We start from the raw sequence: 12,908 nt of genomic DNA, 5'->3' as shown, positions 1-12,908 counted from the left end.
CCATGGACCGCAGGATCTACGGCATCGAGACCGAGTTCGGCATCGCCCACAGCGCCCCGGACGCCCGCCCCCTCGCCCCGGAGGAGACCGCCCGCAGGCTGTTCGCCCCCGTCGTCGCCTGGGGCCGGTCCTCGAACGTGTTCCTGCCCAACGGCGGACGGCTCTACCTCGACGTGGGCTCCCACCCGGAGTACGCCACCGCCGAGTGCGCGAGCCTCGAGGACGTCGTCGCCCAGGACAAGGCCGGCGAGCTGATCATCGAGGACCTCCGCCGGCAGACCCAGGAGGCCCTCGCCGCCGAGGGCGTGGCCGGGCAGGTCTACCTGTTCAAGAACAACGTGGACTCGCAGGGCAACTCCTTCGGCTCCCACGAGAACTACCTGATCGCCCGCCGCACCGAGTTCGCCCGCCTCGTCGCGATCCTCATCCCGTTCCTCGTCACCCGCCAGCTGCTCGTGGGGGCAGGCAAGGTCCACCCCGCGGGGCCAGAGGACTTCGGGGCCGTCCGGGTCGGCGCCGGCAGCGGCGCCCCGAGCTACTCGTTCTCCCAGCGCGCGGACCACATCTGGGAGGGCTCCTCGTCGGCCACGACCCGCTCCCGGCCCCTGATCAACACCCGGGACGAGCCGCACGCCGACGCCGAGCACTACCGCCGGCTGCACGTCATCGTGGGGGACTCGACGATGTCCCAGACCACGACCGCGCTGCGCGTCGGGACCACCGACCTCGTGCTGCGGATGATCGAGGCCGGGCAGATCCTGCCCGACCGCACCATGGTCGACCCCGTCCGCGCGCTGCGCGAGATCTCGCACGACCTCACGGGCACCCGCCCCGTCGAGCTGGCCGACGGCACCCGCCGCTCGGCGCTCGACCTCCAGCGCGAGCACCTGGAGTCCGTGCGCGCGTTCGTGGACCGCGAGGGCGCCCACCACGACCGGGTCCCGTGGGTCCTCGACCTGTGGGAGCGCACGCTCGAGGCCGTGGCCCGCCAGGACACCGCCGGCATCGACACCGAGATCGACTGGGCGATCAAGCGCAAGCTGCTCGACGGCTACGCCGCCCGCCACGGCCTCGACCTCTCCGCCCCCCGGATGGCGCAACTGGACCTCGCCTACCACGACACCACCCCCGAGCGGGGGCTGTTCAACCTGCTGCAGCGGCGCGGGCTCGCCGCGGCCTTCGTGGACCCCGGGCGCATCGAGGCGGCCGTGGGCACGCCCCCGGCCACCCGCGCCGCGGTGCGCGGGCGGTTCATCGACGCGGTCGTCGGCTCCGGGCACAACTACACCGTCGACTGGGTGCACCTGAAGGTCAACGACCGGACCCAGCGCGCCGTCGTGTGCAAGGACCCCTTCGCCACCCGCAACCCGGAGGCGGACGCCCTCGTGGCCGCCCTGCGCCCGCCGGAGGGCGGGCCCGCCCACGGGGACGCGCCCGTGCTCTGACGCGCTGCGGCGCCCCCGTCCAGCCGACGTCCAGCGCCCTGGTCTAGGCTGGTGGGCGGTTCCGGCCCGTGCCGACCGTCCCTCCCGCTCCTGACCGGCCGACCCTGAGGAAGACACCCCGTGCGAAAGACCCTGGCCACCACCGGTGGCGCCCTGTCCCTGATGCTCGTCCTGGCCGGCTGCTCCGGTCCGGGGATGGACTCCGTCGAGCTCAGCGGCGACCCGGCGGAGGGCGCGGCCCCGGCCGTGACGTTCGAGACCCCCATGAACGTCGAGGAGGCCGAGGCGAAGGAGCTGCGGGAGGGCGAGGGCGCCGAGCTCGACGAGGGCGACACCCTCCTGCTGCAGGCGGCCCTCTACAAGGGCTCCGACGCGTCCTCCCTCGGCGAGACCTACTCCCAGGGCGCCGGGCAGGTGCTGCGCCTCGAGGAGGGGCTCAAGGAGTCCATCCCGGAGATGTACGACGCGCTCGTGGAGGCCAAGGAGGGCTCGATCATCGCCTACTCCTCCCCGAAGACCTCCGGCGCGGCCGGCGACGAGTCCACCTCCGTGGAGGTCTACGAGGTCGTGCGCAAGATCCCGACCGAGATCGAGGGCGACGCCGAGGACAGCCCGAAGGGCCTGCCCGAGGTCACCGAGAACGACGAGGGCGTGCCGACCGTGGCGAAGCCGAAGGGCGACGCCCCGAAGAAGCTCGTCTCGGAGTACCTCATCGAGGGCGACGGCGAGGAGGTCGCCGAGGGCGACACCGTCGTGGCCAACTACGTGGGCGTCACCTGGTCCGACGGCAAGACCTTCGACTCCTCCTACGAGAAGGGCGCCCCCGCGGCCTTCGCCCTCGACAAGGTCATCGAGGGCTGGCAGAAGGGCCTGGTCGGGAAGAAGGCCGGCTCCCGCGTGATCCTCTCCGTGCCCGTGGGCCAGGCCTACGGCACCGCCAAGGAGCTCGGGAAGGACTCGACCTACCCGGCGGGCGACCTGCTGTTCGTCGTCGACGTGCTCGCCGCCGTCGACACCCCCGAGGCGCCGGCCGCGTCCGAGGCCTCCGCGTCCCCGAGCGCCTCGCCCTCGGCCTCCCCGAGCGAGAAGTAGCCCCCGCGTCCGCTATGGTGGCCCGGTGGGGCTCCGGCCCCACCGGGGCCGGAGCCCCACCCCTTCCCCACGACGACACCGTCGCCGACCGACGAACAGGAGCAGCCATGTCCTTCGGAGAGCGCAAGCTCGACCGCACCAAGCCCGAGATCGACTTCCCCGAGGGGGAGGCCCCGACCGAGCTCGTCATCACCGACCTCGTCGAGGGCACCGGCGCCGAGGCGACCCCCGGCAAGCAGATCTCCTGCCACTACGTGGGCGTGACCTTCTCCGGCGGCGAGGAGTTCGACGCCTCCTGGAACCGCAACCAGCCCCTGGACTTCACCGTGGGCGTCGGCCAGGTCATCGAGGGCTGGGACCAGGGCCTGCTGGGGATGAAGGTCGGCGGCCGCCGCCGGCTCGAGATCCCCTCCGACATGGCCTACGGCTCGCGCGGCGCCGGCGGGGTGATCGGGCCGGACGAGGCCCTCATCTTCGTGGTGGACCTCCTGGACGTGCGCTGAGGACCCAGCCGATGGCAGCCCGATCGACGGAGCGGCTTCTCAACCTGCTCATCGCCCTGGTCTCCCGCGAGCGCGGGTACACCCGCGCGGAGCTGCGGGAGGCCGTTCCGTCGTACGCGGAGTCCGCCTCCGAGGAGGCGTTCGAGCGGATGTTCGAGCGCGACAAGGCGGAGCTGCGCGACCTCGGGTACCCCATCGAGGAGGTCGCCGACGACCCCCTCTTCCCCGACGACACCCACGGGCACCGCTACCGGATCCCCCGCGGATCCTTCACCCTCCCGCCCCTGCAGTTCACCGCGGAGGAGTCCGCGGTGCTGGCCCTGGCCGCGAACGCCTGGACCGAGGCGTCCCTGGGCGAGCTCGCCCGGCGGGCCCTGCGCAAGCTCGAGCCGGCGATCGGCGCCCTGCCCGACGACGACGCCCCGCCGCTGCTGCAGCCCACCCTCACGGCGCACGAGCCCTCGTTCGAGCCGCTGCTCTCCGCCGTGGTCCGCCACCGCGAGGTGCGCTTCGACTACCTGGCCCGCAGCACCGACCAGCTCACCACCCGACGGGTGCAGCCGTGGGGGATCGGCTCCCGGTACGGCAACTGGTACGTGGTCGGCTGGGACCTCGACCGCCGCGACTCCCGCACGTTCCGGCTCTCGCGGATCATGTCCGACGTCACCGTGACCCGCAAGGAGTTCGCCCCGCCGGCGGACTTCTCCATGAACGACGCCCTGTCCCACATGGTCTCGCACGCCCCCGCCCGCACGGTCGAGGTCCTCGCCCGCCCCGGCCACGCCCTCATGCTGCGCCGGATGGCCTCCGAGCAGCGCCCCGGCGCCGGGCCGGCCGGCGAGGACCTCCTGCTGATCCCCTTCGCCGAGACCGAGATCCTCGCCGAGGAGATCGCGGCGGCCGGCCCGGGCGTCGTCGTGCCCGCCGAGGGGGACGGGACCGCGCCCACGATGCAGGCCGAGGTGCGCGCCGCCGTGGTGCGCCGGCTGCGCTCCGCAGCCCAGGCCGTGGCCCGCTTCCGCGGAGCGGTCGTCGACTGGTCCGCGAAGTCCCGCAAGGGCACCCGCAACAAGCTCTCGACCGCCGACCACCTCTCGCGCCTGCTCGAGATCGTCCGGTACGTCTACGCCCACCAGGGCGCCGAGCTCGAGGAGACCGCCCGCCGCTTCGGGATCACCGACCAGGAGCTCATCGCCGACCTCAACACCCTGTTCGTGTGCGGCAAGCCCGGGCACATGCCCGACCAGCTCATCGACGCCTCGTGGGACGACGGCCACGTCTACCTCTCCAACGCCGACGAGCTCTCGGACCCCGTGCGGCTCACCCAGCCGGAGGCCTCCGCCCTGCTCGTGGGCCTGCAGACCCTGCGCACCGTCCCCGGCGGGGACTCGGAGGCCGTGGCCTCCGCCATCGCGAAGGTCGCCGGCGCGGCCGGCGACGCCGGGATGCTCGCCAACGCGGTCGGCGCCCGCCCCATCAGCGACGTCCCCGTCCCGGCCCTGGCCGACGTCATGGCCACGGTGCGGCGGGCCGTCGAACAGCGGCGGCGGCTGCGGATCCGCTACGTCGTGCCCTCCCGCGACGAGCTCACCGAGCGCGTGGTCGACCCCGTGCAGGTGTTCTCCTCGAACACCCACTGGTACGTGCGGGCGTGGTGCCTCCGCGCGGAGGGGATGCGCAACTTCCGGCTGGACCGGATCTCCTCGGTCGGCGACGCCGGGCCGGCGGGGGAGCGCCCGCCCGCCCAGGAGACCGCCGCCGCGGCCCCGCCCGCCCCGGGGACGCCCGACACGGTGGAGGTCACCCTCGTGACGGACCGGCGCAGCCGCTGGATCGCCGACCAGTACCACGCCACCCGCACCGCCGTGGTGCGCGCGCCCGACGCGCCGCGCACCGGCCCGGCGCGGGAGCACGAGGCCGCCCTCGTCGGCTTCCAGACCGTCGAGGCCGTGTGCGCCCTCGTCACCCGCTACGGCGGGCAGCTGGCCGTGGCCGCGCCCGACGACGTCGTCGAGCAGGTCGAACTCTGGGTGAACTCTGCGCTGAGCTCCTACGCGCCGTCGGATGCGGGCTGAGCGCGCCGCCTATACTGGAGACCATGCTCTGGTGGTCCTGGGTCCTGCTGTGGACGGTCCTCGTCCTGCTCGGCGCCGCCCTCCTCGGGCTGCTGCTGTGGCGGTCGGCGAGGTCCGCGCTGGGCGTCCTCCGGGACGCCGAGGCGGCGGCCGGGGACTTCGCCCAGCGCTGGGACGCGGCAGCCTCCGGGGTGCAGCGACCGGTCCGCACCCCGCCGGAACCGGCCGTGCTCACTCCCGTGGGCCGGGCCCTGGCCGAGTACCGCCTCGGCCGCGACCAACGTGAAACCGCCCGCCTGGCGCGCCGCATGGCGCGCAAGGACCGCATGGGCCAGCCGCAGCGGATCAGCGATCTCCGCCGGGCTGAACGGAAAGGAATGCTCCATGGGTAGATTGTTCGACAGCCCGGTGATGCTGCTCATCATCCTCCTCGTGATCCTGCTGCTCTTCGGCGCCCCCAAGCTCCCGGGCATGGCCCGCAGCCTCGGGCAGTCGCTGCGCATCTTCAAGTCCGAGGTGAAGGAGATGAAGAAGGACGACCAGCCGGCGGCCTCCGACGTCGTCATCGACGGGCAGCCCGTGCGCGACGGCCAGGACGTCACCCCGCCGCGCGCCCCCGGCGCACCCGGGACGGGCTCCCCGCAGCACCCGGACCAGCGCCCCGGCAGCCCGGCCTGACCCGGCCCGCCCGGCCGGCCCGCCCCTCCCCGGGCGGGCCGGCCGGGCGCGCCCCGCCTCGTCGCACCCCCCACGTCCCGAAGGTCACCGCATGTCCTCCCCACCGCGCAACAAGCCCCGGTCCCGCCGCAAGACCAACCCGGAGGCGCAGATGGCCCTGGCCGAGCACCTGCGGGAGCTGCGCAACCGGCTGATCAAGTCCGCGGTCGCCGCCGCCCTGGGGACCGTCGCGGGCTTCGTGCTCTACGAGCCGTTCATGACGGCGCTCAAGGCGCCCGTGGACCGGCTCAACGACCAGTCCGGGCGCGAGGCCGTCATCAACTTCTCCGGCGTCGGCTCGTCCTTCAACATCATGGTCGAGGTCTCCGTCGTGCTCGGCCTGATCCTGGCCAGCCCCGTGTGGCTCTACCAGGCCTGGGCGTTCATCATGCCCGCCCTGCACCGCTCCGAGCGCCGCTACGCGACGGGCTTCCTCGCCGCGGCGATCCCGCTGTTCCTCGCCGGCGTGGCCGTCGCGGTGGTCGCCCTCCCGGCGGCCGTGTTCGCGCTCACCGCGTTCACCCCCGAGGGCTCCTCCAACATCATCACCGCGAACGAGTACATCCGCTTCGTGCTCCAGCTGGTGCTCACCTTCGGGATCGCCTTCGTGCTGCCCGTGTTCCTCGTGGGGCTCAACATGGTCGGGGTGCTCTCCGGCCGGACGGTCCTGAGGAGCTGGCGGATCGTGGTGGTGGCGGTGATGCTGATCTCCGCGATGGCCGCCCCGGGCCCGGACCCCATGACGATGTTCTACCTGGCGGTGCCCCTGCTGCTGCTGTTCTTCGTGGCCGTGGGGCTGTGCCTGGTCCTGGACCGCCGGCGGGCGCGGCGGGAGGCCCGGCGCGCGGCCGCCACCGGGGCCACCGCCGACGCCGCGACCTCCGCCGACGCCCTGGACCGGCTAGGCCGCGAGCCCGGCGCCTGAGCGGCTCGGCCCGTCGCGAACGGCCCGCCAGCGGCCCCGCCAGCGGCCCCGCCGCGCAGTAGGGTGGACGCATGTCCTCCTATGCCGACCGATACCTGGCCGCCAAGCAGCGCGCCGCTCACGCGAGGACCGAGCTGGCCGTCTTCCAGCAGCGCCTCGAGTTCGAGATGGACGAGTTCCAGCTGACCGCCTGCCGGGCCCTCGAGGACGGCAGGGGCGTCCTGGTGGCCGCGCCCACCGGCGCCGGCAAGACGGTGGTGGGGGAGTTCGCCGTGCACCTGGCCCTGGCCCGCGGGCAGAAGGCGTTCTACACGACCCCCATCAAGGCCCTCAGCAACCAGAAGTTCCACGAGTTCTCCCGCGCCTTCGGCGCGGACCGGGTGGGGCTGCTGACCGGGGACACCTCCGTGAACTCCGAGGCCGACGTCGTGGTGATGACCACCGAGGTCCTGCGCAACATGCTCTACGCGGACTCGCGCACGCTGGCCAACCTCGGGTTCGTGGTCATGGACGAGGTGCACTACCTCGCCGACCGCTTCCGCGGGGCGGTGTGGGAGGAGGTCATCATCCACCTCCCCGAGCGGGTCCAGCTCGTGTCGCTGTCCGCGACCGTCTCCAACGCCGAGGAGTTCGGGGCGTGGCTGGACACCGTGCGCGGGGACACCGACGTCGTCGTCTCCGAGCACCGCCCCGTCCCGCTGTGGCAGCACGTGCAGGTGGGCGGGCGCCTGCTCGACCTCTTCCTCGAGGAGACCACCGTCGAGGAGGCCGCCGAGCGGCTCGAGGGGCCCGGCCGCGACGAGCCCGACGTCAACCCCGAGCTGCTCCAGCTGGCCCGCGCGGAGCACCCGCGCGGGGGCCGCCGGGGCGGGCGCGGCCCCGGCGGGCGCTCCCGCGACCGCTTCGCCCGGCGCAACGGCGGGGAGGGCTACCGGCCCGGCCCCGAGACCCGGCGCGTGTCCCGGCCGCAGCTGATCCGCCGGCTCGACGCCGAGGGCCTGCTGCCGGTCATCACCTTCATCTTCTCCCGGGCCGGGTGCGACGGCGCGGTCAAGCAGTGCGTGGACGCCGACATCCGGCTCACCACGGACCGGGAGCAACAGACCATCCGGGCGCGGGTGGCCGAGGCCGCCGCGACGCTGGAGGCCGCCGACCTCAACGTGCTCGGCTTCTACGAGTGGCGCGACGGGCTGCTGCGCGGCGTCGCCGCCCACCACGCGGGCATGCTCCCGGCGTTCAAGGAGCTCGTGGAGCAGCTGTTCGCCGACGGGCTCGTCAAGGCCGTGTTCGCCACCGAGACCCTGGCGCTGGGCATCAACATGCCGGCCCGCTCCGTGGTGCTCGAGAAGCTCGACAAGTTCAACGGCGAGTCCCGCGTGGACATCACGCCGGGGGAGTACACCCAGCTCACCGGCCGCGCCGGGCGGCGCGGCATCGACGTCGAGGGCCACGCCGTGGTGCTGTGGCAGCCGGGCATGGACCCGCACGCGGTCGCCGGCCTGGCCTCCAAGCGCACCTACCCGCTGAACTCCAGCTTCCGGCCCACGTACAACATGTCCGTGAACCTCATCGCCCAGTTCGGCGCGGACCGCTCCCGCAAGATCCTCGAGTCCTCCTTCGCGCAGTTCCAGGCGGACCGCTCCGTCGTGGGCCTCGCCCGCCGGGTGCGCGCCCAGGAGGAGTCCCTCAGGGGCTACGAGGAGTCCATGACGTGCCACCTGGGGGACTTCACCGAGTACTTCGGGCTGCGCCGCGAGCTCAAGGACCTCGAGCGGTCCGCGGAGCGCTCCGAGTCCCGCCAGCGCCGCTCCGACGCCGTCGCGTCCCTGCACAACCTGCTCCCGGGCGACGTCGTCGACATCCCCCGCGGGCGCAACGCCGGCTACGCCGTGGTGCTCGCGACCGACGCGAACCGGGACGACCCCCGCCCGTCCATCCTCACCCTGGACCACCAGTTGCGGCGCGTGGGCGCCCAGGACCTCGACGGGCCCCTCGAGCCGGTGTCGCGGATCCGGATCCCCAAGCAGTTCACCGGCAAGACGCCCAAGGAGCGGCGCGACCTCGCCTCCTCCATGCGCAACGCCATCCACGAGCACAAGCCCCCGCGCGGCACCACCGGGCGCGGGCACACCATCCAGTTCGACCGCGGCACCAGCGCGTCCGAGCGGCGGATCGCCGAGGTGCGCCGCGCCCTGCGCAGCCACCCCTGCCACGGCTGCTCGGACCGCGAGTCCCACGCCCGGTGGGCGGAGCGGTGGTGGACGCTGCGCCGGGAGACGGACGGGCTGCTGCGCCAGATCGAGGGCCGCACCAACACGATCGCCAAGACCTTCGACCGCGTCTCCCAGGTCCTGGACTCCTTCGGCTACCTCGCGACCCGGCCCGACGGCGAGGTCCGGCCGACCGAGGCCGGCGAGCAGCTGCGCCGGATCTACGGCGACCGGGACCTGCTGCTGGCCCTGAGCCTGCGCGACGGCTTCCTCGACGGCCTCGACCCCGCCGCGACCGCCGGGGTGGTGACGATGCTCGTCTACCAGGCCAAGCGGGAGGACCAGGGCATCCAGCCCGTGCTGCCCTCGGCGGCCATGGACCGCGCCGCGCAGACCGTCGTGCGCAACTGGTCCCGGCTCACCGACCGCGAGGAGGAGCACCACCTCAAGCCCACGGCCGAGCCCGAGTTCGGGCTCGTCGAGCCCATGTACCTGTGGGCGCGCGGGGCGACCCTGAGCACCGCGCTCACCGGCACGGAGCTCGCCGCCGGGGACTTCGTGCGCTGGTCGAAGCAGGTCATCGACATGCTCGACCAGCTCGCGAAGATCGAGCTGCTGGGCCCCGAGGTCCGCACGCAGTGCCAGCGCGCGATCGCGCTGGTCCGCCGCGGGGTCGTCGCCCACTCCACCTTCGAGGACTGAGCCCTCCCCGTCCCCGCGTCCGTCCGAACAGGAGACCCGTGAGTTCCACCCTGCCCCCGTCCGCCCCCGCCTCCCCGGCCCGGCCGGTCCTCTACCGCAACGGCTCCGTGTACAGCCCCGCGGACCCCTTCGCCACCGCCCTGCTCGTGGACGGCGCCCGCGTGGCGTGGGTCGGCTCCGAGGAGGCCGCCACGTCGATCCAGGACTCCGCGATGGACGTCGTGGACCTGGACGGGCGGCTGCTGGCCCCCGGCTTCGTGGACTCGCACGTGCACGTGGCCGAGACCGGGCTGGCCCTGTCCACCCTGGACCTCGCCGAGGCCGGCTCCCTGGCCGCCGTGCTCGACGCCGTGGCGGCCGCGGCGCGCACGGGCACGGGCGTGCTGCTGGGCTCCGGGTGGGACGAGTCGGTGTGGCCGGAGCGGCGGGCGCCGACCGCCGAGGAGCTCGACCGCGCCGCCGGCGGCCGGGAGGTCTACCTGGCCCGGGTCGACGTCCACTCCGGGGTCGTCTCGTCCGCCCTGGCCCGCCGTCTCGGCCTCACCGGCGTGGACGGGTGGCTCGGCGACGGGCGCGTGGAGAACGCCGCCCACGACGCCGTGCGGGCCGCGGCCCTGGACTTCGACGCCCGCCGCCGGGGCGAGCTGCACCACCGGGCCCTGCAGCACGCGGCGTCCCGGGGCTACGTGGCCCTCGCCGAGGCCTCCGCCGAGCAGGTCGCCCCCTTCGAGGACCTCGTGCACCTGGTCGCCCTCGCCAACCACGGGCTCGGCGCGGCCGGCCCGTTGCCGCGGGTGCTGCCGTACCGCGGCGAGCTCGCGGCCTCCGCGGACGCGGCCCGGGCGGTCGCCGGGCGCTTCGACGCCGCCCTCGCCGCCCTGCTCGGCCGGCCCGTCGAGCGGCGCGAGTCGCTGATCGGGCTCGCCGGGGACCTGTGCGTCGACGGGGCCCTGGGCTCCCGCACCGCCGCCCTGCGCGCCCCCTACGCCGACGCCCCGGACACCGCCGGGGACCGCTACCTCGATCCCGGGGCCGTCGCCGCCCACCTGGCGGCCACCACCGAGGCCGGGCTGCAGGGCGGCTTCCACGTCATCGGCGACGCCGGGATGGACGCCGTCCTGGACGGCCTCGACCTCGCCGCCGCGCGCGTCGGGGAGCGGGCGCTGCACGCGGCCGGCCACCGGCTCGAGCACGCCGAGATGATCGACCCGCAGGGCGTGGAGCGCCTGGCCCGGCACGCGGTCACCGTCTCCGTGCAACCGGGCTTCGACGCCGCCTGGGGCGGACCGGGCGGGCTCTACGAGCAGCGCCTCGGGCCCGCGCGCGCGGCCGGGATGAACCCCCTGGCCTCCTACTACCGGGCGGGCGTGCCCGTGGCCCTCGGCAGCGACGCCCCGGTGGTGTCGCTGTCCCCGTGGGCGACCGTCAAGGCGTGCCTCGAGCACCACGACCCCGACCAGCGCATCTCCGCCCGGGCCGCCTTCCTTGCCCACACCCGCGGCGCTTGGCGGGCCGCCCGCAGCCCGGACCCCATGCAGGGCCAGCTCGCCCCCGGCACCCCCGCCACGTTCGCCGTGTGGGACGTCCAGGCGCTCATGGTCCAGCAGGCGGAGGGCACCGGCGCGTCCTGGAGCACCGACCCGCGCGCCCGCACGCCGCTGCTGCCCGCCCTCGACGGGGACCTCCTGCCCGAGTGCCGCCTCACCGTGCTCGACGGCGTGGAGCTGTACCGCTCCGCCGGCTTCTGAGCCGCGGGTCCCCGCCCGCGGAGCAGCGTCCCCGGACGGGACCGCCCGCGGCGGCCACGCCCGCTGCGGGCGGCGGTCTTGGTCGGGAGGATGGTGCAGGATAGGCTGGGCAACTGCTGCCGGGTGGGCTCACTCGTCCTTAGAAAACAGGTCCGCATCCCCTCAGGGCGGGCCTGGTCCGAAGGCGAGCGAGCCTGCCCTGTGGTTTGACAGGTGAGACCCCGAAAGGACCCGACCCGGTGCGCGTACTGACCGTCATCCCCACCTACAACGAGCGCGAGTCGCTGCCGACCGTCATGGAGCGGCTGCGCCAGGCGGTCCCCGAGGGCCACGTGCTGGTGGTGGACGACAACAGCCCCGACGGCACCGGCCGGCTCGCCGACGAGCTCGCGGCGGCCGACCCGAACGTGCACGTGCTGCACCGCACCAGCAAGGAGGGCCTGGGCGCCGCCTACATCGCCGGCTTCCGCTGGGGCCTGGCCCGCGACTACGACGTCCTGGTCGAGATGGACGCCGACTGCTCGCACCAGCCCGAGCAGCTGCCGCTGCTGCTAGACGCCGTCGAGCGCGGCGCCGACCTCGCCATCGGCTCCCGCTACGTGCCCGGCGGGCGCACCGTGAACTGGCCGCTGCAGCGCCAGCTGCTCTCCCGCGGCGGCAACCTCTACGCCCGCACCCTCCTCGGCTCCCGGATCCACGACATCACGGCCGGCTACCGGGCGTTCCGCCGGGAGACCCTCGAGCGCATCGGGCTGGAGACCGTGGACTCGAAGGGCTACTGCTTCCAGATCGACCTGGGCTGGCGCACCGAGCGGGCGGGGCTGCACGTCGTCGAGGTCCCCATCACGTTCGTGGAGCGTGCGGAGGGGGAGTCGAAGATGAGCCCCGACGTCACCCGCGAGGCCGTCGTGCGCGTGGCCCAGTGGGGCCTCTCCGCCCGGGCCAGGACCCTGGCGGGCAAGCTCGGCCGCGTCCGCGGCTGATCCCGGGGTCCGCGCGCACCGGGCTCCGCCGCGCACGGGCCCCGCACGCACGAGGAGGGCCCCACCCGTACCCGGGTGGGGCCCTCCTCGTGCGTGCGGGGCGCGCTCAGATGGCGTGCTTCTGGCGGTAGTACTCGACGCGCTGCTGCAGGATGTCCTCGAGTTCCTCCACGCTGCGCCGCTCCAGGAGCATGTCCCAGTGCGTGCGCTGGTGCTTCTCGTTCGGGTTCTCCGGCTTCTCCCCGTTGACGAGGACGGCCTCCTTGCCGGTCTTCGACACCCACACCGGGGGGATCTCCGCCTCCGCGGCGAACGTCACCACGACCTTCTCGCCGTCCTCGGTGCGGTACTCCACGCGCTGGCGCGGCGCCGGCTCGACGCCGGCCTCGGTCTCCATGGACTGGGAGCCCAGACGCATTCCCCTGAGGCTGCGATCGCTCATTGTGGTGGTTCCTCCATAACTGACGGTGGCCACGGACGTGGCGCACGCTCGGGTCGACGGCGGGCA

General features: G+C 74.1%; 11 protein-coding genes. 10 read left to right on the top strand and 1 reads right to left on the bottom strand.

Annotation, left to right across the window (positions count from 1 at the left end):
* Nucleotides 1–2 precede the first annotated feature (2 nt).
* From pafA to ACYSMR_RS00780, 10 genes are all read left to right on the top strand, one after another.
* Nucleotides 3–1,445, top strand: a complete 1,443-nt coding sequence (pafA, locus tag ACYSMR_RS00825) for a Pup--protein ligase (protein ID WP_461747091.1) — start codon at nt 3–5, stop codon at nt 1,443–1,445.
* 120 nt (nt 1,446–1,565) lie between these two features.
* Nucleotides 1,566–2,537 carry an FKBP-type peptidyl-prolyl cis-trans isomerase gene (locus ACYSMR_RS00820; protein ID WP_251334556.1) on the top strand — a complete coding sequence of 324 codons (972 nt, stop codon included), beginning with the start codon at nt 1,566–1,568 and terminating at the stop codon, nt 2,535–2,537.
* Between the two features lie 107 nt (nt 2,538–2,644).
* Nucleotides 2,645–3,040 (top strand): FKBP-type peptidyl-prolyl cis-trans isomerase, encoded by a 396-nt coding sequence (locus tag ACYSMR_RS00815; RefSeq protein ID WP_251334555.1) that lies wholly within the window; start codon nt 2,645–2,647, stop codon nt 3,038–3,040.
* A gap of 11 nt (nt 3,041–3,051) precedes the next feature.
* The gene (locus tag ACYSMR_RS00810) at nt 3,052–5,115 is read left to right on the top strand and encodes a WYL domain-containing transcriptional regulator (RefSeq protein ID WP_309124980.1); all 2,064 of its coding nucleotides are present in this window, start codon (nt 3,052–3,054) and stop codon (nt 5,113–5,115) included.
* A 23-nt stretch (nt 5,116–5,138) separates the two neighbouring features.
* The gene (locus tag ACYSMR_RS00805; RefSeq protein WP_251334553.1) at nt 5,139–5,507 is read left to right on the top strand and encodes a hypothetical protein; all 369 of its coding nucleotides are present in this window, start codon (nt 5,139–5,141) and stop codon (nt 5,505–5,507) included.
* A complete protein-coding gene (tatA, locus tag ACYSMR_RS00800) occupies nt 5,500–5,793 on the top strand; it encodes a Sec-independent protein translocase subunit TatA (RefSeq protein ID WP_251334552.1) in 294 nt (97 codons plus the stop codon). The genes ACYSMR_RS00805 and tatA overlap by 8 nt, the downstream gene beginning before the upstream one ends.
* 91 nt (nt 5,794–5,884) lie before the next feature.
* Complete coding sequence (gene tatC / locus ACYSMR_RS00795; protein ID WP_309124981.1) at nt 5,885–6,757, top strand: twin-arginine translocase subunit TatC; 873 nt, start codon at nt 5,885–5,887, stop codon at nt 6,755–6,757.
* A 71-nt stretch (nt 6,758–6,828) separates the two neighbouring features.
* Entirely contained in the window at nt 6,829–9,669 is a 2,841-nt protein-coding gene (locus tag ACYSMR_RS00790; RefSeq protein WP_251334550.1) for a DEAD/DEAH box helicase, read from the top strand.
* Nucleotides 9,670–9,707: 38 nt separating this feature from the next.
* The gene (locus ACYSMR_RS00785; RefSeq protein WP_461747090.1) at nt 9,708–11,417 is read left to right on the top strand and encodes an amidohydrolase; all 1,710 of its coding nucleotides are present in this window, start codon (nt 9,708–9,710) and stop codon (nt 11,415–11,417) included.
* Nucleotides 11,418–11,656: 239 nt separating this feature from the next.
* The gene (locus ACYSMR_RS00780; RefSeq protein WP_251334548.1) at nt 11,657–12,400 is read left to right on the top strand and encodes a polyprenol monophosphomannose synthase; all 744 of its coding nucleotides are present in this window, start codon (nt 11,657–11,659) and stop codon (nt 12,398–12,400) included.
* 106 nt (nt 12,401–12,506) lie between these two features.
* On the opposite strand, the gene ACYSMR_RS00775 is transcribed toward ACYSMR_RS00780, so the two are convergent.
* Nucleotides 12,507–12,842, bottom strand: a complete 336-nt coding sequence (locus ACYSMR_RS00775) for an RNA polymerase-binding protein RbpA (protein ID WP_251334547.1) — start codon at nt 12,840–12,842, stop codon at nt 12,507–12,509.
* Between the last annotated feature and the right edge of the window lie 66 nt (nt 12,843–12,908).

The sequence above is a fragment of the Kocuria sp. U4B genome, from assembly GCF_054875615.1.
The sequence above is the reverse complement of the archived record's forward strand: the minus strand, read 5'-3'. Positions and strand labels throughout refer to the sequence as shown.